A 24,148-nucleotide genomic window follows, 5' to 3' on the forward strand; every position below is an offset into this window, starting at 1 on the left:
AATGAAGATGGAAAAACTAGTTGCCTATAAACGCATGCCTTTGTGGACTAAAGAAACCATGCCAGAGGCTGTTCAGCAAAAGCACAATACCAAGGTTGGGACTTGGGGCAAGATTACTGTTTTAAAAGGAACTCTCAAGTTTATTGAATTGACAGAGGATGGTGAGGTTCTAGCTGAACACCTATTTGAAGCAGGGGCTGACAATCCAATGGCGCAACCACAAGCCTGGCACCGAGTGGAGGCTGTAACAGACGATGTAGAATGGTACTTGGAATTTTATTGTAAACCTGAGGATTATTTTCCTAAGAAATACAATACCAATCCTGTTCATTCAGAGGTCCTAGAGGCAATGCAGACAGTAAAACCAGGGAAAGCCTTGGATTTGGGCTGTGGTCAGGGCCGTAACTCTCTCTTTCTTGCACAGAATGGTTTTGATGTGACAGCTGTAGATCAAAATGAATTATCTCTTGAAATCTTGCAAAGCATTGTTGAGCAGGAAGACCTAGATATGCCTGTTGGTCTTTACGATATCAATTCAGCCAGTATTGGGAAAGAATATGATTTTATCGTTTCAACAGTTGTTCTCATGTTTCTACAAGCGGACCGCATTCCAGCTATTATTCAAAATAAGCAGGAGAAAACCAGTGTTGGTGGTTACAATCTTATCGTTTGTGCTATGGACACGGAGGATTATCCTTGCTCTGTGAACTTCCCATTCACCTTTAAAGAAGGAGAATTGGCAGACTATTACAAGGACTGGGAATTGGTTAAGTACAATGAAAATCCTGGCCATCTTCACCGTCGCGATGAGAATGGCAATCGTATTCAACTACGCTTTGCGACCATGCTAGCTAAGAAAATCAAATAAACATGAATGAAGATTAGGAATTTTCCTGATCTTTTTTCTTTTTTACGAATAATATAGAAAAGGAGGGAAATCATGTTTGTTGCGAGAGATTCTAGGGGAGAATTGGTAAATGTGTTAGAGGATAAGCTTGAGAAGCAAGCATACACCTGCCCAGCTTGTGGAGGTCAGCTCCGTTTGCGTCAAGGACCAAGTGTCCGGATCCATTTTGCCCACAAAACCTTAAAAGACTGTGATTTTTCCTCTGAAAATGAAAGTCCAGAACATCTGGAAAATAAGGAAGTCCTTTATCACTGGTTGAAAAAAGAGGCCGAGGTGCAATTAGAATACCTGCTTCCAGAGCTTAAACAGATTGCGGATGTATTTGTAAATGGCAATCTAGCTTTAGAGGTTCAATGTAGTCCCTTGCCTCAAAAAGTTCTTAAAGAGCGTAGCGAGGGCTATCGTAGTCAGGGTTACCAAGTACTGTGGTTGCTGGGAAAAAAACTGTGGCTCAAGGAGCGTTTGACTCGTCTACAACAAGGTTTTCTCTATTTCAGTCACAACATGGGCTTTTATGTTTGGGAATTAGACAGTGAAAAACAAGTTTTAAGACTCAAATACCTGATTCACCAAGATCTCCGAGGTAAACTCCATTATCAGATTAAGGAATTTCCCTATGGTCACGGTAGTTTACTGGAGATATTACGTTTTCCCTATAAGAAACAAAAAATATCTCATTTTACAGTTTCTCAGGACAAGGACATCTGTCGCTATATCCGGCAACAACTCTATTATCAAAATCCTATTTGGATGAAAGAACAAGCAGAAGCCTACCAGAAGGGGGAAAATCTCCTGACTTACGGGCTAAAAGAATGGTATCCACAAATTCGACCATTAGTAGGTAATTTTTGCCAAATTGAGAAAGATTTGACTCGCTATTATCAGTATTTTCAAACCTATTATCAAGAAAATCCTCAAAATGATTGGCAAAAGCTCTATCCACCAGCCTTTTATCAGCAATATTTCTTAAAAAATATGGTAGAATAGAAAGGATGGAGGAATCTAATGGTATTACAAAGACATGAAATAAATGAAAAAGATACATGGGATCTATCAACGATCTACCCAACTGACCAGGCTTGGGAAGAAGCCTTAAAAGATTTAACAGAACAACTGGAGAAAGTAAGCCAGTATGAAGGTCATCTCTTGGATAGCGCGGATAGCCTACTAGAAATTACTGAATTTTCTCTTGAAATGGAACGCCAGATGGAGAAGCTTTACGTCTATGCTCATATGAAGAATGATCAGGATACACGTGAAGCCAAGTACCAAGAGTACTATGCCAAGGCAATGACACTCTACAGCCAGCTAGACCAAGCCTTTTCATTCTATGAGCCTGAATTTATGGAGATTAGTGAAGAGCAGTATGCTGACTTTTTAGAGGCTCAACCAAAATTGCAGGTTTATCAACACTATTTTGACAAGCTTTTACAAGGCAAGGAACACGTTCTATCACAACGTGAAGAAGAATTATTGGCTGGAGCTGGAGAAATCTTTGGTTCGGCAAGTGAAACCTTCGCTATCTTGGACAATGCGGATATTGTATTCCCTTATGTCCTTGACGATGATGGTAAGGAAGTTCAGCTATCTCATGGGACTTACACACGTTTGATGGAGTCTAAAAATCGTGAGGTGCGTCGTGGTGCCTATCAAGCACTTTATGCGACTTATGAACAATTCCAACATACCTATGCCAAAACCTTGCAAACCAATGTTAAGGTGCAAAACTACCGTGCCAAAGTTCGCAACTATAAGAGTGCTCGTCATGCAGCCCTAGCAGCGAATTTTGTTCCAGAAAGTGTTTATGACAATTTGGTAGCAGCAGTTCGCAAGCATTTGCCACTCTTACATCGTTACCTGGAGTTGCGTTCAAAGATTTTGGGGATTTCAGACCTCAAGATGTATGATGTTTACACTCCGCTTTCGTCTGTCGAATATAGTTTTACCTACCAAGAAGCCTTGAAAAAAGCAGAAGAAGCCTTGGCAGTCTTGGGTGAGGATTACTTGAGCCGTGTTAAACGTGCCTTCAGCGAGCGTTGGATTGATGTTTACGAAAATCAAGGCAAGCGTTCAGGAGCCTACTCTGGTGGTTCTTACGATACCAATGCTTTTATGCTTCTCAACTGGCAGGACAATCTAGACAATCTTTTTACTCTTGTTCATGAAACAGGTCACAGTATGCATTCCAGCTATACTCGCGAAACTCAGCCTTATGTTTACGGAGATTATTCTATCTTCTTGGCTGAGATTGCATCAACTACCAATGAAAATATCTTAACGGAGAAATTATTGGAAGAAGTGGAAGATGATGCAACGCGCTTTGCGATTCTCAATAACTTCCTAGATGGTTTCCGTGGAACAGTTTTCCGCCAAACTCAATTTGCTGAGTTTGAACACGCTATTCACCAAGCGGATCAAAATGGTGAAGTCTTGACAAGCGATTTCCTAAATAAACTCTATGCAGACTTGAACCAAGTGTATTATGGTCTGAGTAAGGAAGACAATCCTGAAATCCAATACGAGTGGGCACGTATTCCACACTTCTACTATAACTACTATGTATACCAATATTCAACAGGTTTTGCAGCAGCCTCAGCCCTGGCTGAAAAGATTGTTCATGGTAGTCAAGAAGACCGTGACCGTTATATCGACTACCTCAAGGCAGGTAAATCTGACTATCCACTTAATGTCATGAGAAAAGCTGGTGTTGATATGGAGAAGGAAGACTATCTCAACGATGCCTTTGCAGTCTTTGAACGTCGTTTAAATGAGTTTGAAGCACTTGTTGAAAAATTGGGATTGGCATAAGATGGTTGAATCGTATAGTAAAAATGCCAATCATAACATGCGTCGTCCTGTTGTCAAGGAAGAAATTGTAGACTTGATGCGTCAGCGTCAAAAGCAAGTTACAGGTTCTTTGAAAGAATTGGAAGACTTTGCCCGCAAGGAAAATATTCCCATTATTCCCTATGAAACGGTTGCTTATTTCCGTTTTCTCATGGAAACCATGCAGCCTAAAAATATTCTGGAAATTGGGACTGCAATCGGTTTTTCAGCCCTCTTGATGGCTGAACACGCACCAAATGCTAAGATTACAACCATTGACCGCAATCCAGAAATGATTGGTTTTGCCAAGGAAAATTTCGCCCAGTTTGACAGTCGCAAGCAAATTACGCTCCTAGAAGGAGATGCGGTAGATGTCTTATCTACCTTGACAGAGTCCTATGATTTCGTCTTTATGGATTCAGCTAAGTCTAAATACATCGTCTTTCTGCCAGAAATCCTCAAACATTTGGAAGTCGGTGGTGTGGTTGTTTTGGATGATATTTTCCAAGGTGGTGATGTTGCTAAGGATATTATGGAAGTCCGTCGTGGTCAGCGAACTATTTACAGAGGACTTCAAAGACTATTTGATGCAACCTTAGACAATCCAGGACTCACCGCAACATTAGTACCTCTGGGGGACGGTATTCTCATGCTTCGTAAAAATGTAGCAGATGTTCAATTGCCTGACAGCGAATGATTTTCAGAAAAATTTAAGAAAATATAGTAAAATAGATAGGGTAACACTTATCTCAAAGGAGTAGACATGAAGAAAAAACTATTGGCAGGTGCCATTACACTATTATCAGTAGCAACTTTAGCAGCTTGTTCGAAAGGTTCAGAAGGGGCAGATCTTATCAGCATGAAAGGGGATGTCATCACAGAACATCAATTTTATGAGCAAGTGAAAAGCAATCCTTCAGCTCAACAAGTATTGTTGAACATGACCATCCAAAAAGTATTTGAGAAGCAATATGGCTCAGAAGTAGATGACAAAGAAGTCAACGATACTATTGCCGAAGAAGAGAAACAATATGGTGAGAACTACCAACGTGTCTTATCGCAAGCAGGAATGACTCTTGAAACACGTAAAGCTCAAATTCGTACAAGTAAATTGGTTGAGTTGGCAGTTAAGAAAGCAGCAGAAGCTGAATTGACAGATGATGCTTACAAGAAGGCCTTTGACGAATACACTCCTGATGTGACTGCTCAAATTATCCGTTTGGACAATGAAGACAAAGCTAAAGAAATTCTTGAAAAAGCTAAAGCTAGTGATGCAGACTTTGCTCAATTAGCCAAAGATAATTCAACAGATGAGAAAACTAAAGCGAATGGTGGAGAAATCACTTTTGATTCTGCTTCAACAGAAGTACCAGAACAAGTTAAAAAAGCTGCTTTTGCTTTAGATGTAAACGGTGTTTCTGATGTGATTAGCGTTACTGGAACACAAGCCTACAGCAGTCAATATTACATTGTTAAACTGATTAAGAAAACAGAAAAATCATCTAATATTGACGATTACAAAGAAAAATTAAAAACTGTTATCTTAACTCAAAAACAAAACGACGCATCATTTGTTCAAAGTATTATCGGAAAAGAATTGCAAGCAGCCAATATCAAGGTTAAAGATCAAGCCTTCCAAAATATCTTCACTCAATACATCGGTGGTGGAGATTCAAGCTCAAGCAGTTCTTCAAAAGAATAAAACAGAAAAGAGCCAAGTGCTCTTTTTCTTATGAGAAAATCTTCTATCTTAAGGGTAAGAGTTTTTTTCTTTCGGAAAAAATGGTATAATAGCAATCAAAACTAGAAAATAAACGGAATTTGGGAATAATTTCTTTTGTTCTCATTAGATTGGTGATACTATGAAGATTAGTAAGAGGCACCTGTTAAACTATTCTATTCTAGTTCCTTACTTACTTTTATCTATTTTGGGTTTGATTGTAGTCTATTCTACAACCAGTGCCATTCTTATCGAAGAAGGTAAAAGTGCCCTCCAATTGGTTCGAAGTCAGGGAATGTTTTGGATATTTAGTTTAATATTGATTGTCTTGATATATAAGCTGAAACTGAATTTTTTAAGAAAAGAACGACTTTTATTTATTGTTATGTTTGTTGAGCTGATTCTCTTAGCTCTGGCTCGCTTAATTGGTACGCCAGTCAATGGAGCCTATGGTTGGATTTCAGTAGGACCTTTGACCATTCAGCCAGCGGAGTATTTGAAGATTATCATCGTCTGGTACTTGGCCCAACGTTTTTCAAAACAACAAGATGAAATTGGTATTTACGATTTCCAAGTTTTAACTCAAAATCAATGGATTCCTCGTGCTTTTAATGATTGGCGCTTTGTCCTCTTGGTAATGATAGGAAGTTTGGCTATCTTCCCAGATCTGGGGAATGCGACTATCCTAGCTCTGGTTGCCTTGATTATGTATACAGTTAGTGGGATTGCTCATCGTTGGTTTATAGCCTTTATCGGTGTATTGGTAGGAGTTTCAGCCCTATCCTTATCAGCTATTTCTATGATTGGGGTTGATAAGTTTTCAAAAGTTCCAGTATTTGGTTACGTTGCTAAGCGTTTCAGTGCCTACTTTAATCCCTTTGCTGATTTGGCAGGAGCAGGCCACCAACTTGCAAATTCCTACTTTGCCATGGTAAATGGTGGTTGGTTTGGTCTAGGATTAGGAAATTCAATCGAAAAACGTGGTTATTTACCAGAGGCCCATACAGACTTTGTATTTTCAATTGTCATTGAAGAGTTTGGATTTGTGGGAGCCAGCTTGATTTTAGCACTTGTCTTTTTCCTGATTTTACGAATTATTCTAGTCGGTATTCGTGCTAAGAATCCCTTTAATTCCATGATGGCGATTGGAGTTGGGGGGATGATGCTGGTACAGGTCTTTGTCAATATCGGTGGAATTTCTGGCATTATTCCTTCGACAGGAGTAACCTTCCCCTTCCTATCACAAGGAGGGAACAGTCTCCTAGTCTTGTCTGTAGCCATCGCCTTTGTCTTAAATATTGATGCAAGTGAAAAACGTGCCCAATTATATGAGGAGTTAGAAGCTCACTCATCAAACTATATGTAGAGTTGATAGTGGAAAGGATGACCTATGTCTCTTCAAAAATTAGAAAACTATAGTAATAAAGCTGTCGTGCAAGAAGAAGTATTGATTTTAACAGAATTGTTAGAAGATATCACTAAAAATATGCTTGCCCCAGAGACTTTTGCAAAAATCATGGAGTTGAAAGAATTATCAACTCAAGAAGATTATCAGGGCTTGAACCAACTGGTTACTAGTCTGTCAAATGATGAAATGGCTTATATTTCACGCTATTTCTCTATCTTGCCCCTCTTGATTAATATTTCAGAAGACGTGGATTTGGCTTATGAAATCAACCACCAAAATAATATCGATCAAGATTATCTTGGGAAATTATCAGCAACAATCAAAATGGTTGCTGAAAAAGAAAATGCGGTTGAAATTCTTGAACACTTGAATGTTGTCCCTGTTTTGACAGCCCATCCAACACAAGTGCAACGTAAGAGTATGTTGGATTTGACCAACCATATCCACACCCTCTTGCGTAAGTATCGTGATGTGAAATTAGGCTTGATTAATAAGGAAAAATGGCATAATGATCTCCGTCGTTACATTGAGATTATCATGCAGACAGACATGATTCGTGAAAAAAAATTGAAAGTAACCAATGAAATCACGAATGTTATGGAATACTACAATAGTTCATTTCTGAAGGCAGTTCCTCATTTGACTGCTGAGTACAAGCGTCTCGCTAAAAAACACGGTTTGGAGTTGAAACATCCTAAACCAATTACCATGGGAATGTGGATTGGTGGAGACCGTGATGGTAATCCTTTTGTTACAGCAGATACCTTGAAACAATCTGCTATGACTCAGTGTGAAGTCATCATGAACTACTATGATGAAAAGATTTACCAACTTTATCGTGAATTCTCTCTCTCAACCAGTATTGTCAATGTGAGCAAGCAAGTCAGAGAAATGGCTCGTCAATCCAAGGATAATTCAATTTATCGTGAAAAAGAACTTTACCGCCGTGCCTTATTTGATATTCAATCAAAAATCCAAGCAACAAAAACCTATCTAATTGAAGATAAGGAAGTTGGAGCGCGCTATGAAACAGCCAATGATTTTTATAAGGATTTAATTACTATTCGTGATTCTCTCTTGGAAAATAAGGGTGAAGCACTGATTTCTGGTGATTTTGTTGAGCTGATTCAGGCAGTTGAAATTTTTGGTTTCTATTTGGCATCTATTGACATGCGTCAAGATTCTAGTGTTCACGAAGCCTGTGTAGCTGAACTCTTGAAATCAGCGGGTATTCATTCTCATTATAGCGAACTCAGTGAAGAAGAAAAATGCCAGCTTCTTCTGAAAGAATTAGAGGAAGATCCACGTATTCTTTCTGCCACTCACGTTGAAAAATCAGAGTTACTTGAAAAAGAATTAGCAATCTTTAAGGCTGCTCGTAAGTTGAAAGATAAGTTGGGAGATGATGTCATTCGTCAGACTATCATTTCACATGCAACCAGCGTATCAGACATGTTGGAATTGGCTATCTTGCTAAAAGAAGTAGGGTTAGTTGATAAAGAAAGAGCCCGTGTCCAAATTGTTCCTCTCTTTGAAACAATTGAGGACTTGGACCACTCAGAAGAAACTATGAGAGAATACCTTTCTCTTCCTCTTGCTAAGAAATGGATTGCTTCACGTAATAACTACCAAGAAATCATGCTTGGTTACTCTGATAGTAATAAAGATGGTGGTTACCTTTCATCATGTTGGACCCTCTACAAGGCTCAACAACAATTGACTGCTATTGGAGATGAATTTGGCGTTAAGGTTACCTTCTTCCACGGCCGTGGTGGGACTGTCGGTCGTGGTGGTGGACCAACCTATGAAGCCATCACCTCTCAACCTCTCAAGTCCATTAAGGATCGTATCCGCTTGACGGAGCAGGGTGAAGTAATTGGCAATAAATATGGTAACAAAGACGCAGCTTACTATAACCTTGAAATGTTGGTTTCGGCGGCCATTAACCGTATGATTACTCAGAAGAAGAGCGATACCAACACCTCAAATCGTTACGAAGCTATTATGGACCAAGTGGTGGACCGTAGTTACGATATCTACCGTGATTTGGTCTTTGGTAATGATCATTTCTATGATTATTTCTTCGAGTCAAGTCCAATCAAGGCTATTTCAAGCTTTAATATTGGTTCTCGTCCAGCCGCTCGTAAGACTATTACTGAAATCGGTGGTTTGCGAGCTATCCCTTGGGTATTCTCATGGTCGCAAAGTCGCGTCATGTTCCCTGGATGGTATGGAGTTGGTTCAAGCTTCAAGGAATTTATCGATAAAAATCCAGAGAATATTGCTATCTTACGAGATATGTACCAAAATTGGCCTTTCTTCCAATCGCTTCTTTCAAATGTCGACATGGTCTTGTCAAAATCAAATATGAATATTGCTTTTGAATATGCCAAACTGTGTGAGGATGAAGAAGTAAAAGCAATCTATGAGACTATTCTAAATGAATGGCAAGTCACCAAGGAAGTCATCTTGGCTATCGAAGGTTACGATGAACTCTTGGCTGAAAATCCATATCTAAAAGCAAGTTTGGATTATCGTATGCCTTACTTTAATATTCTCAACTATATCCAGTTGGAGTTGATTAAACGTCAACGCCGAGGAGAATTATCAAGCGATCAAGAAAAATTAATCCATACAACCATCAACGGAATTGCGACAGGATTGCGTAATTCGGGCTGATGTCTTTCAAACTTCCTCTTTTCTATAGGGGAAGTTTTTGAATCTTTCAAAAAAATGCTAAAAGAGTCTTGACAAGTAGTTGAAAAATGATATAATTTAACCATTCAGAAAAGTAATCATTCAAACTTTTTAGAGAGTCTGTGGTAGCTGAAAACAGATAAGTGATGATGATGAAAATTGGGCTGAATGGTATTTAGAATTTGAAATCATAAAAATTCGGTGAGCACACCTTACAGTGCATCTCGTTATTGCGAGACAGAGCGATAGGGAAATTCCCTATAAATGAGGTGGTACCGCGCATCGACGTCCTCACACAAGTTTTTTGTGTGAGGACTTTTTTGATGGAGGTTAGTATGGAAAGAAAACGATGGCGTCGCTTGTTTATACTCAATGAAAATCAAAAAGCAAACTAGGAAGCTAGCCGCAAGCTGTACTTGAGTACGGTAAGGCGACGCTGACGTGGTTTGAAGAGATTTTCGAAGAGTATTAGATAAGTGAAGTATTTTAAAGGAATAAAAGGAGAAATAGAATGAAAAATAAACGTTTAATTGGAATTATCGCTGCATTAGCAGTCTTAGTAGCAGGAAGCTTGATTTACTCTTCAATGAATAAACCAGAAGCTAAGAATGAAAAGAAAGTTGCCAAAGTTGGTGTCCTTCAGTTTGTGAGCCATCCCTCTCTTGACTTGATTTATAAAGGGATTCAAGATGGACTTGCAGAAGAAGGCTATAAAGATGATCAAGTTAAAATCGACTTTATGAACTCAGAAGGCGACCAAAGTAAGGTTGCGACAATGAGTAAACAATTGGTTGCAAATGGGAATGACCTTGTAGTAGGGATTGCAACACCAGCTGCTCAAGGCTTGGCTAGTGCCACAAAAGATCTACCGGTTATCATGGCTGCTATTACAGACCCAATCGGTGCGAACTTGGTTAAAGATTTGAAAAAACCAGGTGGCAACATTACAGGGGTATCTGACCACAATCCCGCTCAACAACAAGTTGAACTCATCAAAGCTTTGACACCGAATGTGAAAACAATCGGAGCTCTTTACTCAAGTAGCGAAGATAATTCCAAAACTCAGGTAGAAGAATTTAAGGCTTATGCTGAAAAAGCAGGTTTGACAGTGGAAACATTTGCAGTTCCTTCAACAAATGAAATTGCTTCAACAGTTAATGTTATGACTAGCAAGGTCGATGCTATCTGGGTTCCAATTGATAACACCATTGCATCAGCTTTTTCAACAGTTGTATCAAGCAACCAATCCGCTAAAAAACCAATCTACCCAAGTGCGACTGCCATGGTAGAAGCTGGTGGTTTAGCATCAGTTGTAGTTGACCAACATGACCTTGGTGTGGCAACAGGTAAAATGATTGCTCAAGTTTTGAAAGGTGCTAAACCAGCTGATACTCCAGTCAATGTCTTTTCAACTGGTAAATCAGTTATCAATAAAAAATTGGCACAAGAGCTAGGTATTACGATTCCTGAATCTGTTCTAAAAGAAGCAGGACAAGTGATTGAATAATCTACAATGGAGGAGTTGGGGACATCTCCTCCAATTTTTTACAATAGAAATCGTATAGAAAAGGTTAAGAAACAGATGATACTATCTATTATTTCTCAAGGATTTGTCTGGGCTATTTTAGGTCTGGGGATCTTTATGACATTTAGGATTTTAAACTTTCCAGATATGACGACAGAAGGTTCCTTCCCTCTTGGGGGAGCTGTTGCTGTCACTTTGATAACCAAAGGTGTGAATCCCTTTTTAGCGACACTTGTTGCTGTTGGAGCTGGTTGTTTGGCTGGAGTGGCAGCGGGCCTTCTTTATACAAAAGGGAAGATCCCAACCTTGCTCTCAGGGATTTTGGTGATGACTTCCTGTCACTCTATCATGCTCTTGATTATGGGGCGTGCAAATTTAGGATTGCTTGGAACCAAGCAAATACAGGATGTTTTGCCTTTTGATTCAGATTTGAATCAACTTTTGACTGGTCTTATCTTTGTCAGTCTTGTTATTGCTCTCATGCTCTTTTTCTTGGATACCAAACTCGGACAGGCCTATATTGCTACAGGTGACAATCCTGATATGGCTAGAAGTTTCGGGATTCATACTGGTCGCATGGAGCTTATGGGCTTGGTCTTATCAAATGGTGTGATTGCCCTTGCAGGTGCTCTTATTGCCCAGCAAGAAGGTTATGCCGATGTATCTCGAGGAATCGGGGTTATCGTTGTAGGTCTTGCAAGTTTGATTATTGGGGAAGTTATTTTCAAGAGTTTGAGCTTGGCAGAGCGTCTGGTTGCCATCGTTGTGGGTTCTATCGCCTATCAATTCTTAGTGTGGGCAGTTATTGCTCTTGGCTTTAATACAAGTTACCTTCGTTTATACAGTGCCTTGATTTTGGCAGTCTGCCTCATGATTCCAACATTTAAGCAAACAATCTTGAAAGGAGCCAAGTTAAGCAAATGACAGCAATTGTAGAATTAAAAAATGCAACCAAAGTCGTTAAAAATGGCTTTGATGAAGAAAAGATTATTTTAAATGATGTTTCCTTAGAAATTTTTGAACAGGACTTTATCACGATTTTAGGTGGAAATGGTGCTGGGAAATCGACTCTCTTTAACACTATTGCAGGAACCTTATCACTAACCAGTGGAACTATCCGTATTTTAGGTGAGGATGTTACCAAGTTTTCACCAGAGAAGCGAGCTAAGTATCTGTCTCGTGTCTTCCAAGATCCAAAGATGGGAACAGCTCCTCGTATGACAGTGGCAGAGAATCTCTTGATTGCCAAGTTTCGTGGTGAAAAGCGTGGATTGTTACCACGACGCTTGACAAGTTATAAGGATGAATTTCAGGCAACTATTGAAAAAGTAGGAAATGGTCTTGAGAAACACTTGAATACACCGATTGAGTTCTTATCAGGTGGGCAAAGACAGGCCTTGAGTCTCTTGATGGCAACCTTGAAGCGACCTGAATTACTCTTGTTAGACGAGCATACTGCAGCTCTTGATCCAAAGACCAGTGTAGCCTTGATGGAGTTGACAGATGAATTTGTCAAGAAAGATCAGCTGACAGCTCTTATGATTACCCACCATATGGAAGATGCTCTCAAATATGGCAATCGTCTGATTGTCATGAAAGAAGGTCGTATAATTCAAGACCTTAATAATGAAGAAAAATCTAAGATGAAAATCTCAGACTACTATCAATTATTTGAATAGATAAACTTTATTTTCATCAAAAAATAGAGAAGACAAACTTAGAAGCATTAAAGTGTTTCTGAGTTTTTTAACTTTCTTTTCTATTTAGAAAAATAAGGCAAAGATAATTACGGAAAGCGTATGAAATGGTTTACTTTTTTTCAGAAATAAGCTATACTAGTTTACGTGATACTATGATAAGATGGAGGTATTGTGTATGGTTGACAAACAAGTCATTGAAGAAATCAAAAACAATGCCAACATTGTGGAAGTCATAGGAGATGTGATTTCTTTACAAAAGGCAGGACGGAACTATCTAGGGCTCTGTCCTTTTCATGGTGAAAAAACACCTTCTTTCAACGTTGTAGAAGACAAGCAGTTTTACCACTGTTTTGGTTGTGGTCGCTCAGGTGATGTTTTTAAGTTCATTGAGGAGTACCAAGGTGTTCCCTTTATGGAGGCTGTCCAAATCTTAGGTCAGCGAGTTGGGATTGAGGTTGAAAAACCGCTTTATAGTGAACAAAGGCCAGTTTTGCCTCACCAAGCTCTTTATGATATGCACGAAGATGCAGCCAAATTTTATCATGCTATTCTCATGACAACGACTATGGGAGAAGAGGCCAGAAATTACCTTTATCAGCGTGGCTTGACAGATGAGGTGCTCAAGCATTTTCGGATTGGTTTGGCACCTCCAGAACGTAACTATCTCTATCAACGTTTGTCTGGTCAGTATAGTGATGAGGATTTTCTAGATTCAGGATTGTTTTACCTCTCGGATGCTAATCAATTTGTAGACACCTTTCACAATCGGATTATGTTTCCCCTGACAAATGACCAAGGAAAGGTTATTGCCTTTTCAGGTCGTATCTGGCAGAAAACGGATTCACAAACTTCTAAGTATAAAAATAGCCGATCTACTGCAATTTTTAACAAAAGTTACGAATTATATCATATGGATAGGGCAAAAAAATCTTCTGGTAAAACCAGTGAGATTTACCTCATGGAAGGATTCATGGATGTCATTGCAGCTTATCGGGCTGGAATCGAAAATGCTGTAGCGTCCATGGGAACAGCCTTGAGTCGAGAGCATGTTGAGCATCTAAAAAGGTTAACCAAGAAGTTGATTCTTGTATACGATGGTGATAAGGCTGGGCAAGCTGCGACATTGAAAGCGCTGGATGAAATTGGTGATATGCCTGTGCAAATTGTCAGCATGCCTGATAACTTGGATCCAGATGAGTATCTAAAAAAAAATGGTCCAGAAGACTTGGCCTATCTATTAACGAAAACTCGTATTAGTCCGATTGAGTTCTACATTCACCAGTACAAACCTGAAAATAGTGAAAATCTGCAGGCTCAAATTGAGTTTATTGAAAAAATAGCTCCCTTGATTGTTCAAGAAAAGTCTATCACTGCTCAAAACAGCTATATTCATATTTTAGCTGACAGTCTGGCGTCCTTTGATTATGCCCAGATTGAGCAGATTGTGAATGAGAGTCGTCAGGCGCAAAGACAGAATCGCATGGAAGGAATTTCCAGACCGACGCAAATCACCATCCCTGTCACCAAGCAGTTATCAGCTATTATGAGGGCTGAAGCCCATCTACTTTATCGAATGATGGAGTCCCCTCTTGTTTTGAATGATTATCGTTTGCGAGAAGACTTTGCATTTGCCACACCTGAATTTCAGGTCTTATATGACTTGCTTGGCCAGTATGGAAATCTTCCTCCAGAAGTTTTAGCAGAACAGACAGAGGAAGTTGAAAGAGCTTGGTACCAAGTTTTAGCTCAGGATTTACCTGCTGAGATGTCACCTCAGGAACTTAGTGAAGTAGAAATGACTCGAAACAAGGCTCTCTTGAATCAGGATAATATGAGAATCAAAAAGAAGGTGCAGGAAGCTAGCCATGTAGGAGATATCGACACAGCCTTAGAAGAATTGGAACGTTTAATTTCCCAAAAGAGAAGAATGGAGTAATAATGGCAACAAAACAAAAAGAAGTAACAACATTTGACGTACAAGTAGCAGAATTTATCCGTAATCATAAGCAAAAAGGGACAGCAACAGATGATGAAATCAATGCTAGTCTAGTCATTCCTTTTACCTTGGATGCTGATGGGATTGAAGACCTTTTGCAACGAATTCAGGATGCAGGGATTTCAATCACAGATAACGAAGGAAATCCAAGTGCGCGTGTTCTTAGCACTGAAGAAGAGCCAGAACTCAGCGATGAGGACTTGATTGGATCAACTTCGGCTAAGGTTAATGACCCTGTTCGTATGTACTTGAAAGAAATCGGGGTCGTACCTCTCTTGACCAATGAAGAGGAAAAAGAATTGGCACTGGCTGTTGAAGCCGGCGATATCGAAGCCAAACAACGTCTTGCGGAAGCTAACCTTCGTTTGGTTGTTTCTATTGCCAAGCGCTATGTTGGTCGTGGTATGCAGTTCCTTGATTTGATTCAAGAAGGGAACATGGGCTTGATGAAGGCGGTTGACAAGTTTGACTATTCTAAAGGATTCAAGTTCTCAACTTACGCAACTTGGTGGATTCGTCAAGCCATCACTCGTGCCATTGCGGATCAAGCTCGTACCATCCGTATCCCAGTTCATATGGTTGAAACCATCAATAAATTGGTTCGTGAGCAGCGTAACCTCCTTCAAGAATTAGGACAAGATCCAACACCTGAGCAAATCGCTGAACGTATGGATATGACACCTGATAAGGTTCGTGAAATCTTGAAGATTGCCCAAGAACCGGTATCCCTTGAAACTCCTATCGGTGAAGAGGATGATAGCCACCTTGGGGACTTTATCGAAGATGAAGTGATTGAAAATCCAGTGGACTATACAACTCGTATCGTCTTGCGTGAGCAGTTGGATGAGGTTTTGGATACTCTTACAGACCGTGAAGAAAATGTTCTGCGTCTCCGTTTTGGTCTAGATGATGGAAAAATGCGCACCCTTGAAGATGTGGGTAAAGTCTTTAACGTAACCCGTGAGCGTATTCGTCAGATTGAAGCCAAGGCTTTAAGAAAACTACGTCAACCAAGTCGTAGCAAACCGCTTCGTGATTTTATTGAAGACTAAGAGTGAGGATGAATATGGCTTATACAGAAGAGCAAATTGAAAACATCAAAACACGAATTTTATCAGCCTTGGAAGAAGTTATTGACCCTGAGTTGGGAATCGATATTGTCAATCTTGGTTTGATCTATGAAATTCGTTTTGACGGTGACACAGGACAAACAGAGATTGATATGACTTTGACAACCATGGGTTGTCCTCTAGCAGACCTTTTGACAGACCAGATTTATGATGCTATGACAGAGGTTCCAGAAGTAACGGATACTGAGGTCAAATTAGTTTGGTATCCAGCCTGGACTGTTGAAAAAATGAGTCGCTATGCACGTATTGCCCTAGGCATTAAGTAAACAAATAAAAACATGTGAGAGATTATTGGAAAAGCGAGGAAATTTCCCCCTCTTTTCCTCTAGTCTCTCCTTTCTTTTGCTGATTTTATTCAAAGAAAATGATATAATAGTAGTTATGGAAAAAAAGAAATTACGCATCAATATGTTGAGTTCAAGTGAGAAAGTAGCAGGACAAGGAGTTTCAGGTGCTTACCGTGAATTAGTTCGTCTTCTTCACCGTGATGCCAAGGACCAATTGATTGTTACAGAAAATCTTCCAATAGAGGCAGATGTGACTCACTTTCATACAATTGATCTCCCCTATTATTTATCAACATTCCAGAAGAAACGATCAGGAAGGAAAATTGGCTATGTGCATTTCTTACCTGATACACTCGAGGGGAGTTTGAAAATTCCATTTTTCATAAAGGGAATTGTGAAACGCTATGTATTTTCTTTTTACAACCGGATGGAGCACTTGGTGGTGGTCAATCCTATGTTTATTGAGGATTTAGTGGCAGCTGGTATTCCACGTGAAAAAGTGACCTATATCCCTAACTTTGTCAACAAGGAAAAATGGCATCCGCTTCCACAGGAAGAGGTAGCGAGACTGCGTACAGAGCTAGGTCTTAGTGACAATCAGTTTATCGTAGTAGGTGCTGGTCAAGTTCAGAAACGCAAAGGGATTGACGATTTTATCCGTCTGGCTGAGGAATTGCCGCAAATTACCTTTATCTGGGCAGGTGGTTTCTCTTTTGGTGGTATGACAGATGGTTATGAACGCTACAAGAAAATCATGGAAAATCCCCCTAAAAATTTGATTTTTCCAGGTATTGTATCGCCAGAGCGGATGCGCGAATTGTATGCCCTAGCGGATCTTTTCTTGCTTCCTAGTTACAATGAACTCTTTCCTATGACTATCCTAGAAGCTGCCAGTTGTGAAGCTCCGATTATGTTGCGTGATTTAGATCTTTATAAGGTAATTTTGGAGGGCAATTATCGGGCGACAGCAGATAGAGAAGAGATGAAAGAAGCTATTCTGGAATATCAAGCGAATCCTGATGCTTTAAAAGATTTGAAAGAAAAAGCTAAGAATATTTCTAGAGAGTATTCTGAAGAGCATCTGTTACAAATCTGGTTGGACTTTTATGAGAAACAAGCCGCTTTAGGGAGAAAGTAAAAAGTGAGGTAATCTATGCGAATTGGTTTATTTACAGATACCTATTTTCCTCAGGTTTCAGGTGTTGCGACCAGTATTCGAACCTTGAAAACCGAACTTGAAAAGCAGGGACATGCTGTTTTTATATTTACAACGACAGATAAGGATGTCAATCGTTATGAAGATTGGCAAATTATCCGCATTCCAAGTGTTCCTTTCTTTGCTTTTAAGGATCGCCGCTTTGCCTATCGAGGATTCAGCAAGGCGCTTGAAATTGCTAAACAATATCAACTGGATATTATCCATACTCAGACAGAATTTTCTCTTGGCTTGTTGGGAATTTGGATTGCGCGTGAATTGAAGATTCCAGTCATCCATACCTATCACACCCAATACGAAGACTACGTGCATTATATTGCTAAGGGGATGTTGATTCGTCCTAGTATGGTCAAGTACTTAGTAAGAGGTTTCCTGCATGATGTGGATGGGGTTATTTGCCCGAGTGAGATTGTCCGTGACTTGCTATCTGACTATAAGGTCAAGGTTGAAAAAAGGGTCATTCCAACTGGGATTGAATTAGCCAAGTTTGAGCGTCCAGAAATCAAGCAAGAAAATCTAAAAGAACTGCGTAGTAAATTAGGGATTCAAGAGGACGAACAGATGTTGCTTAGTCTTTCCAGAATTTCCTATGAAAAAAATATTCAAGCAGTACTAGCAGCCTTTGCAGAAGTTCTGAAAGAAGAAGACAAGGTCAAACTGGTGGTAGCTGGGGATGGTCCTTATCTGGATGACCTCAAAGAGCAAGCCAAGAAACTAGAGATTCAAGACTACGTCATCTTTACAGGCATGATTGCTCCTAGTGAGACGGCTCTTTACTATAAGGCGGCGGATTTCTTCATCTCGGCATCGACAAGTGAAACGCAAGGTTTGACATACTTGGAAAGCTTAGCCAGTGGAACACCTGTCATTGCACATGGAAATCCTTATCTGGACAACCTGATCAGTGATAAAATGTTTGGAACCTTGTATTACGGTGAACATGATTTGGCTGGTGCTATTTTAGAGGCCCTGATTGCAACACCAGACATGAATGAGCATACTTTATCAGAGAAGTTGTATGAGATTTCAGCTGAAAACTTTGGGAAACGAGTACATGAGTTTTATCTGGATTCCATCATTTCAAATAACTTCCAGAAAGATTTAGCCAAAGATGATACGGTCAGCCAGCGTATCTTTAAGACGGTTTTGTATCTTCCGCAAAAGGTGGTCGCTGTACCGGTAAAAGGCTCTAGACGCATGCTGAGGGCTTCAAAAACACAGTTAATCAGCATCAGAGATTATTGGAAAGACCATGAAGAATAGAAAGAGGAATAGCTATGAAAAAACAATTGATGAGAAGTGGTAGTGATCAAAAAATTGCTGGAGTATGTGCTGGGGTCGCAAATTATTTTGATATTGATCCGACTATTGTTCGTGTAATATGGGGTGTTCTTGCATTTTGTTATGGGGCAGGAATTGTAGCTTATATCATTTTATGGATTATTGCACCAGTATCAAGTGACTATTGAAAACTAGCTGAATTCATGCTAAGATAATAGAAAATAGAATGTAACGAAGGAGATAAAAATGGCATTTGGAGATAATGGAAAACGTAAAAAAACGATGTTTGAGAAATTAACCTTGCTTATCGTGCTTATCATGTTAGTAGCAAGTTTATTGGGAATTTTTGCAACTGCAATTGGTGCCCTCAGTAATCTATAAAATAGATTCAAGAAAATTTAGTGACTGGGATTTCCCAGCCCTTTTTTAAAGTGAGAAGAAAAATGAGTATGTTTTTAGATACGGCCAAGATTAAGGTTAAGGCTGGTAATGGTGGTGATGGCATGGTTGCCTTTCGCCGTGAAAAATATGTCCCTAATGGCGGTCCTTGGGGTGGTGACGGTGGTCGTGGAGGAAATGTGGTCTTCGTTGTAGACGAAGGGTTACGGACTTTGATGGATTTCCGCTACAATCGTCATTTCAAGGCTGAATCTGGTGAAAAAGGGATGACCAAAGGAATGCATGGTCGTGGTGCTGAGGACCTTAGAGTTCGAGTACCACAAGGTACGACGGTGCGTGATGCAGAGACTGGCAAGGTCTTGACAGATTTGATTGAGCACGGTCAAGAATTTATTGTAGCTCACGGTGGTCGCGGTGGACGTGGAAATATTCGATTTGCGACACCAAAAAATCCTGCACCGGAAATCTCTGAAAATGGAGAACCAGGTCAGGAACGTGAGTTGCAATTGGAACTAAAAATCCTTGCGGATGTTGGTTTAGTAGGCTTCCCATCTGTAGGGAAATCAACACTTTTAAGTGTTATCACATCTGCTAAACCAAAAATCGGTGCCTACCACTTTACCACTATTGTGCCAAATCTAGGTATGGTTCGTACCCAATCAGGAGAATCCTTTGCAGTAGCAGATTTACCAGGTTTGATTGAAGGGGCTAGTCAAGGTGTTGGTTTGGGAACCCAGTTCCTCCGTCACATTGAGCGTACACGTGTTATCCTTCATATTATTGATATGTCAGCTAGTGAAGGACGTGATCCATATGAGGATTATCTTGCAATCAATAAAGAATTAGAGTCATATAATCTTCGTCTCATGGAGCGTCCACAGATTATTGTAGCTAATAAGATGGACATGCCTGAGAGTCAGGAAAATCTTGTAGAATTCAAGAAAAAATTGGCTGAAAACTACGATGAATTTGAAGAGTTACCAGCTATTTTCCCAATATCTGGTTTAACTAAGCAAGGTTTGGCAACGCTTTTGGATGCGACAGCTGAATTGTTAGATAAGACACCAGAATTCTTGCTCTACGACGAGTCAGATATGGAAGAAGAAGCTTACTATGGATTTGACGAGGAAGAAAAATCCTTTGAAATTAGCCGTGATGACGATGCTACATGGGTACTTTCTGGTGAAAAACTCATGAAACTCTTTAATATGACCAACTTTGATCGTGACGAGTCTGTCATGAAATTTGCCCGCCAGCTTCGTGGTATGGGGGTTGATGAAGCCCTTCGTGCTCGTGGTGCTAAAGATGGGGACTTGGTCCGCATTGGTAAATTTGAGTTTGAATTTGTAGACTAGGAGACTGGTATGGGAGATAAACCGATATCTTTCCGAGACGCGGATGGCAATTTTGTTTCAGCCGCAGATGTTTGGAATGAAAAGAAATTGGAAGAACTGTTTAATCGTCTCAATCCAAATCGTGCTCTGAGATTGGCACGAACTAAAAAAGACAATCCATCTCAGTAAAATAGATAAAAAGATTCCGTGCCTAATCAGACACGGAATTTTCTTATTCTTCAAAGAAAAATGGTGGAGCGAATTTTTTCAGTTCTTCAAAGCATTTTTGAGCAGCTTCTGCATCTTCACAGATGACAAGGCAGACATCATCACCACAGAGAGTAGCGATAGCGTCAGAGAAACTTAATGCATCAATGATAGAACCAAAGGATTGCGCAAGTCCAGGAAGGGTTTTTAGTAGGACTTGGTGTTGAACTGGACGCATCAAGACAAGAGCATCTTCCATGTAGATTTCGAGACGTTTCTCCCATTTTGAGATAGAGCCTGTATTGAGCACGTAGTAAGAGTTGTCTTCTTCACGTACTTTTGAGAGGTTCATGCTTTTAATATCTCTCGAAAGTGTAGCTTGTGTAACTTGAATATCATTATCAGCAAGAAGAGCTTGTAGCTCAGCTTGAGTATGAATCTTGTTTTTCGTTACAAGAGCTCGTATGAGTTGGTGCCGGTGTTCAGATTTATTCATAAAATGTTACTCCTTGTACTGGGTACAGAAAGCGTGGACGGAACGAAATCGTCAGTCGGGTGGTAAGCGGTATTGTCACGTATGATGATTTCAAAGTCAGTAGTATAGGACTAAATGGAGAAAATCCCACTCTTTTAACTTGTCACTAGTTGAGTGTAGATGAATTGGGTATCTATCCGTTTATCTACATTGGTGTCCTCTACTAACAGTAAATCATTCAATTAGGGTAGCCTTTTGTCACGACTTATTGTGAATTTATGATTAATGTTAATTCACAAAGATTTTTCAACATGTGGTGTGGTAGCGAGTATTATTAATGAGTACACATGTTGGTTAGGGTTTTAGTATCTTTTGTCAAAGCTTCCGTGTAGACCTATCATAAGCCTATATCGGGATTGCATTTGATACCAAGTGTATGTTTGTTTCAACTGTTCAAGTGGAAATCTTCCATATAGAAAGTCTGATATATTATGCCTTTTGACAAGGTAGGATAAGAGTAGACTGTTCAAGATCAACAGTCAGGTGGTAAGCGGTGTTATCACGGATTGTGATTTCAAAGTCAGTAGTATAGAGTACTAAACGAAGAGTATCTCCTTCTTTTAACTTGTAAATAGTCGGTTGCAGTTCAAACTGGATATCCATCCATTCATCTGCCTTAATATCCTCTACTAACAGTAAATCATTTCTATTTTGTAAATTGAGGTAGCCTTTTGTCACGACTCGTTGTGTATTTTCACGAAAAGGCAATTCGTTGAGATTTTCCAACATATGGTAGCGACCGTTGTCAATGGTTCTAGCACTTAAAACAGCTGGATAAGGTTGCAGGTATTTCTTCTGTCCAAATTCTAGCAGTTGGGCAGATAAGAGCCCCTTATTTATACTGGATTTGATACGAAGATTGAGTTGGGCACGACCGTTCAAGTGAAGATCTTTGGTTACAGGAAGGTCAATAGTAATCTGATTGGTTTTTCCTTGATAGAGTTCTGTATTGAAGGTCTGGTAGGTCTTACCATAGCGCTCAAAATCCTTATCTGGGTACTGGTTTTGAATGACTTTCTCTTCTTGACCAAGTGAGAAGGTTTCAAAGTTTTCTTGCCCACCGAAGGTATCAAGTGATAGCCAAGTCTGAGGGGCTGTATTGTCCTGCCAAATGACAGTAGGAAGTTGGAAATCTGTATCTTGTCCCAGTAATTTCTTTGTCAATAAGGCGTTCATGGACTCACGGAAGTCAATGGACTGCCAGTTGTTCATGTACACATGGGCGCCATTATGGAAAAAGAGGTGCTTATTTATATGAGTAGGAAGAGCATGGAACATCTGGTAAACATGAAGTGGTTTGACATTCCAATCCTGTGAACCATGGGTAAAGACAACCTCTGCCTTTACTTTATCAGCATTGAGCAGATAGTTGCGGTCATGCCAAAATTGATTGTAGTCACCAGATTTGCGATCTAACTGCTCTTTTACTTTTTCTAAGTCAGCTTGGTGAGCCTCATTACCACGGATATAGTCGCCGGCCAAGAGATTGCGAGAGTAGGTCAGTTCAGCAAGGGAATCAAAGTCCTCACCTGGGTAACCACCTGGGCTAGTTACCAGACCGTTTTCACGGTAGTAGTTGTACCAAGAAGAAATACCAGCCTCGGCAATGATAACCTCTAAACCATCTACACCTGTAGTCGAAAGACCATTGGACATGGTACCTAGATAAGAAAGTCCAGTTGTGGCTACTTTTCCGTTTGACCAGTCAGCCTTTACTTGACGCTGGCGCGTATGGTCGGTAAAGGCGCGGCAACGACCATTGAGCCAATCGATGACATTCTTATAAGCCTCGATTTGCTGGTAGTCTCCATTAGTCATGAAACCAGTAGAGTCTTTAGTACCAACACCTGACACATAGAGATTAGCAAAACCTCGTGGAAGGAAGTAGTCGTTGAGTGTATAGCTAGCGTTGATGTGAGTTAGCCTTTCCTCAGCTTCTGACACAAGCTCAGCTTGGCCTTGAGGTTGGACAAGATTGACTTGAGGTTCTTCTAGCTCAATCTTATGAGCAGGCTTAACCTCGAGCTCGCCCTCCATCTTGTAGAGAGCCTTGTCGCTAGCCTTGTCATTTGTTCCCTGATGGTAGGGACTAGCTGTCATGATAGCAGGGATTTGTCCATCAAAACGAGGTCGAATGATGCTGACCTTGACTAAGTCAGGTAAACCCTTTTGGTCAGTATCGACACGAGACTCAACGTAAACGACTTCTCGAATGACATCATGGCTAGAAAAAGTAGCCAAACTCTTGCCGTTAAAGTAGTGGTAGTCATTATCCTCCGGAATAAGACCGTCACTAACAAGTTGGTCGATAAGAGTAATTCCCTTTTTGGTGCGAGTATTGAGTAACTGATAGAGATTTTCAATCAAGTCACCATATACAATGGGAAATCCAGTCTCTTTACGGAAAACTTCACTTTCTTCGAAGTCAACCAAATAAGAAAAGCCTAAAAGTTGAAAGGCTACAGTGTAGAAAATATCTGCAGTCAACTCTTTGTTTGACTGAAAAAAAGTCAGTAAGTCAGTTTCTTTATCAACTGCCAAACTGGATAGAGGATAGGCACTATCTTTATAATTAAAAAAGAAACGAATAAGAAACGCTTCAAGCATTTTTTTATTTGTAATATTGACTGGTAAATCAAACCCATACTTTTTTAATTCAAAGATAATTGTATCTCTAGGTAGCGCTAAATAGCTGAATTGATTAAAACGCATATAACCTCCGATAAAATTAAACTTAAGATTATTATATCAAAAAAAGAGTGAAAAATAAATATAAAAACAAAAATAAAATAACATAAAAAGATATTTAGTATCGCAATTAATATAAAAGTAAAAATTACTTAAATATAAGTCGAAAAAAACTAAAAAATAAAAGCATGAAACTATTGAATTTGTTGACTAAATCGGGGGGGGGGTGGTATAATTTAAGTAGGTAATTGCACACATGGTTACAAATCTAAAAAAAAAGAAAGTGATTAAA

The 24,148-nt window shown here is 39.7% G+C and carries 21 protein-coding genes and 1 other annotated feature; of the genes, 19 read left to right on the top strand and 2 right to left on the bottom strand.

The window, feature by feature from the left end; genetic code table 11:
• Window positions 1-7 precede the first annotated feature (7 nt).
• The 19 genes from tehB to STYK_RS04860 all read left to right on the top strand — a co-directional run bounded on the left by tehB (window position 8) and on the right by STYK_RS04860 (window position 20,615).
• Window positions 8-868 carry an SAM-dependent methyltransferase TehB gene (tehB, locus tag STYK_RS04770; RefSeq protein ID WP_261805331.1) on the top strand — a complete coding sequence of 287 codons (861 nt, stop codon included), beginning with the start codon at window positions 8-10 and terminating at the stop codon, window positions 866-868.
• 72 nt (window positions 869-940) lie between these two features.
• Entirely contained in the window at window positions 941-1,894 is a 954-nt protein-coding gene (locus STYK_RS04775) for a competence protein CoiA (protein ID WP_261805332.1), read from the top strand.
• 18 nt (window positions 1,895-1,912) lie between these two features.
• Window positions 1,913-3,715, top strand: coding sequence for an oligoendopeptidase F (gene pepF, locus STYK_RS04780; protein WP_261047672.1), 1,803 nt, complete (start codon window positions 1,913-1,915; stop codon window positions 3,713-3,715).
• Between the two features lies 1 nt (window position 3,716).
• Window positions 3,717-4,430, top strand: coding sequence for an O-methyltransferase (locus STYK_RS04785; RefSeq protein ID WP_261805333.1), 714 nt, complete (start codon window positions 3,717-3,719; stop codon window positions 4,428-4,430).
• Between the two features lie 66 nt (window positions 4,431-4,496).
• Complete coding sequence (gene prsA / locus STYK_RS04790; protein WP_004254642.1) at window positions 4,497-5,435, top strand: peptidylprolyl isomerase PrsA; 939 nt, start codon at window positions 4,497-4,499, stop codon at window positions 5,433-5,435.
• Between the two features lie 160 nt (window positions 5,436-5,595).
• A complete protein-coding gene (gene ftsW, locus STYK_RS04795) occupies window positions 5,596-6,819 on the top strand; it encodes a cell division peptidoglycan polymerase FtsW (protein ID WP_084887824.1) in 1,224 nt (407 codons plus the stop codon).
• 24 nt (window positions 6,820-6,843) lie between these two features.
• A complete protein-coding gene (ppc, locus tag STYK_RS04800; RefSeq protein WP_033684999.1) occupies window positions 6,844-9,540 on the top strand; it encodes a phosphoenolpyruvate carboxylase in 2,697 nt (898 codons plus the stop codon).
• Window positions 9,541-9,636: 96 nt separating this feature from the next.
• Window positions 9,637-9,854 (top strand) — a binding site (T-box leader).
• Between the two features lie 215 nt (window positions 9,855-10,069).
• Complete coding sequence (trpX, locus tag STYK_RS04805; RefSeq protein ID WP_000792150.1) at window positions 10,070-11,065, top strand: tryptophan ABC transporter substrate-binding protein; 996 nt, start codon at window positions 10,070-10,072, stop codon at window positions 11,063-11,065.
• A 75-nt stretch (window positions 11,066-11,140) separates the two neighbouring features.
• The gene (locus STYK_RS04810; RefSeq protein WP_261044001.1) at window positions 11,141-12,007 is read left to right on the top strand and encodes an ABC transporter permease; all 867 of its coding nucleotides are present in this window, start codon (window positions 11,141-11,143) and stop codon (window positions 12,005-12,007) included.
• On the top strand, window positions 12,004-12,762 hold the full coding sequence (locus tag STYK_RS04815) for an ABC transporter ATP-binding protein (RefSeq protein WP_261044002.1): 759 nt from the start codon (window positions 12,004-12,006) through the stop codon (window positions 12,760-12,762). The genes STYK_RS04810 and STYK_RS04815 overlap by 4 nt, the downstream gene beginning before the upstream one ends.
• A 196-nt stretch (window positions 12,763-12,958) precedes the next feature.
• Complete coding sequence (gene dnaG / locus STYK_RS04820) at window positions 12,959-14,719, top strand: DNA primase (protein ID WP_261044003.1); 1,761 nt, start codon at window positions 12,959-12,961, stop codon at window positions 14,717-14,719.
• Between the two features lie 2 nt (window positions 14,720-14,721).
• Window positions 14,722-15,831, top strand: a complete 1,110-nt coding sequence (gene rpoD, locus STYK_RS04825) for an RNA polymerase sigma factor RpoD (protein WP_000201903.1) — start codon at window positions 14,722-14,724, stop codon at window positions 15,829-15,831.
• Window positions 15,832-15,845: 14 nt separating this feature from the next.
• Window positions 15,846-16,175 carry a metal-sulfur cluster assembly factor gene (locus STYK_RS04830; protein ID WP_000331925.1) on the top strand — a complete coding sequence of 110 codons (330 nt, stop codon included), beginning with the start codon at window positions 15,846-15,848 and terminating at the stop codon, window positions 16,173-16,175.
• Between the two features lie 115 nt (window positions 16,176-16,290).
• A complete protein-coding gene (gene cpoA, locus STYK_RS04835; RefSeq protein WP_049499364.1) occupies window positions 16,291-17,334 on the top strand; it encodes an alpha-galactosylglucosyldiacylglycerol synthase in 1,044 nt (347 codons plus the stop codon).
• A 15-nt stretch (window positions 17,335-17,349) separates the two neighbouring features.
• Window positions 17,350-18,675 carry a glycosyltransferase family 4 protein gene (locus STYK_RS04840; protein WP_261805334.1) on the top strand — a complete coding sequence of 442 codons (1,326 nt, stop codon included), beginning with the start codon at window positions 17,350-17,352 and terminating at the stop codon, window positions 18,673-18,675.
• 14 nt (window positions 18,676-18,689) lie between these two features.
• Window positions 18,690-18,881, top strand: a complete 192-nt coding sequence (locus tag STYK_RS04845; RefSeq protein ID WP_192852010.1) for a PspC domain-containing protein — start codon at window positions 18,690-18,692, stop codon at window positions 18,879-18,881.
• A gap of 58 nt (window positions 18,882-18,939) precedes the next feature.
• Complete coding sequence (locus tag STYK_RS04850) at window positions 18,940-19,074, top strand: DUF4044 domain-containing protein (protein WP_000863853.1); 135 nt, start codon at window positions 18,940-18,942, stop codon at window positions 19,072-19,074.
• Window positions 19,075-19,136: 62 nt separating this feature from the next.
• Window positions 19,137-20,447 (top strand): GTPase ObgE, encoded by a 1,311-nt coding sequence (obgE, locus tag STYK_RS04855; RefSeq protein WP_261805335.1) that lies wholly within the window; start codon window positions 19,137-19,139, stop codon window positions 20,445-20,447.
• A gap of 9 nt (window positions 20,448-20,456) precedes the next feature.
• The gene (locus STYK_RS04860; protein WP_007284777.1) at window positions 20,457-20,615 is read left to right on the top strand and encodes a hypothetical protein; all 159 of its coding nucleotides are present in this window, start codon (window positions 20,457-20,459) and stop codon (window positions 20,613-20,615) included.
• A gap of 43 nt (window positions 20,616-20,658) precedes the next feature.
• Here the strand turns inward: STYK_RS04860 and STYK_RS04865 are convergent, their stop codons facing one another.
• Entirely contained in the window at window positions 20,659-21,129 is a 471-nt protein-coding gene (locus tag STYK_RS04865; protein ID WP_061589810.1) for an arginine repressor, read from the bottom strand.
• 468 nt (window positions 21,130-21,597) lie between these two features.
• Complete coding sequence (locus STYK_RS04870) at window positions 21,598-23,880, bottom strand: Xaa-Pro dipeptidyl-peptidase (protein WP_261805336.1); 2,283 nt, start codon at window positions 23,878-23,880, stop codon at window positions 21,598-21,600.
• Window positions 23,881-24,148: the final 268 nt, after the last annotated feature.

The organism is Streptococcus toyakuensis (genome assembly GCF_024346585.1).
GTDB classification, from domain to species: Bacteria; Bacillota; Bacilli; order Lactobacillales; family Streptococcaceae; genus Streptococcus; species Streptococcus toyakuensis.

Excerpts from the sequence above, each read along its gene's own strand:
- STYK_RS04865 (WP_061589810.1), bottom strand. The coding sequence starts at position 21,129 with ATGAATAAATCTGAACACCGGCACCAACTCATACGAGCTCTTGTAACG.
- ftsW (WP_084887824.1), top strand. The coding sequence starts at position 5,596 with ATGAAGATTAGTAAGAGGCACCTGTTAAACTATTCTATTCTAGTTCCT.
- STYK_RS04830 (WP_000331925.1), top strand. The coding sequence starts at position 15,846 with ATGGCTTATACAGAAGAGCAAATTGAAAACATCAAAACACGAATTTTA.
- prsA (WP_004254642.1), top strand. The coding sequence starts at position 4,497 with ATGAAGAAAAAACTATTGGCAGGTGCCATTACACTATTATCAGTAGCA.
- STYK_RS04815 (WP_261044002.1), top strand. The coding sequence starts at position 12,004 with ATGACAGCAATTGTAGAATTAAAAAATGCAACCAAAGTCGTTAAAAAT.
- STYK_RS04845 (WP_192852010.1), top strand. The coding sequence starts at position 18,690 with ATGAAAAAACAATTGATGAGAAGTGGTAGTGATCAAAAAATTGCTGGA.
- obgE (WP_261805335.1), top strand. The coding sequence starts at position 19,137 with ATGAGTATGTTTTTAGATACGGCCAAGATTAAGGTTAAGGCTGGTAAT.
- STYK_RS04860 (WP_007284777.1), top strand. The coding sequence starts at position 20,457 with ATGGGAGATAAACCGATATCTTTCCGAGACGCGGATGGCAATTTTGTT.
- rpoD (WP_000201903.1), top strand. The coding sequence starts at position 14,722 with ATGGCAACAAAACAAAAAGAAGTAACAACATTTGACGTACAAGTAGCA.
- trpX (WP_000792150.1), top strand. The coding sequence starts at position 10,070 with ATGAAAAATAAACGTTTAATTGGAATTATCGCTGCATTAGCAGTCTTA.
- STYK_RS04840 (WP_261805334.1), top strand. The coding sequence starts at position 17,350 with ATGCGAATTGGTTTATTTACAGATACCTATTTTCCTCAGGTTTCAGGT.
- STYK_RS04850 (WP_000863853.1), top strand. The coding sequence starts at position 18,940 with ATGGCATTTGGAGATAATGGAAAACGTAAAAAAACGATGTTTGAGAAA.
- tehB (WP_261805331.1), top strand. The coding sequence starts at position 8 with ATGGAAAAACTAGTTGCCTATAAACGCATGCCTTTGTGGACTAAAGAA.
- STYK_RS04810 (WP_261044001.1), top strand. The coding sequence starts at position 11,141 with ATGATACTATCTATTATTTCTCAAGGATTTGTCTGGGCTATTTTAGGT.
- STYK_RS04785 (WP_261805333.1), top strand. The coding sequence starts at position 3,717 with ATGGTTGAATCGTATAGTAAAAATGCCAATCATAACATGCGTCGTCCT.
- pepF (WP_261047672.1), top strand. The coding sequence starts at position 1,913 with ATGGTATTACAAAGACATGAAATAAATGAAAAAGATACATGGGATCTA.
- dnaG (WP_261044003.1), top strand. The coding sequence starts at position 12,959 with ATGGTTGACAAACAAGTCATTGAAGAAATCAAAAACAATGCCAACATT.
- ppc (WP_033684999.1), top strand. The coding sequence starts at position 6,844 with ATGTCTCTTCAAAAATTAGAAAACTATAGTAATAAAGCTGTCGTGCAA.
- cpoA (WP_049499364.1), top strand. The coding sequence starts at position 16,291 with ATGGAAAAAAAGAAATTACGCATCAATATGTTGAGTTCAAGTGAGAAA.
- STYK_RS04870 (WP_261805336.1), bottom strand. The coding sequence starts at position 23,880 with ATGCGTTTTAATCAATTCAGCTATTTAGCGCTACCTAGAGATACAATT.
- STYK_RS04775 (WP_261805332.1), top strand. The coding sequence starts at position 941 with ATGTTTGTTGCGAGAGATTCTAGGGGAGAATTGGTAAATGTGTTAGAG.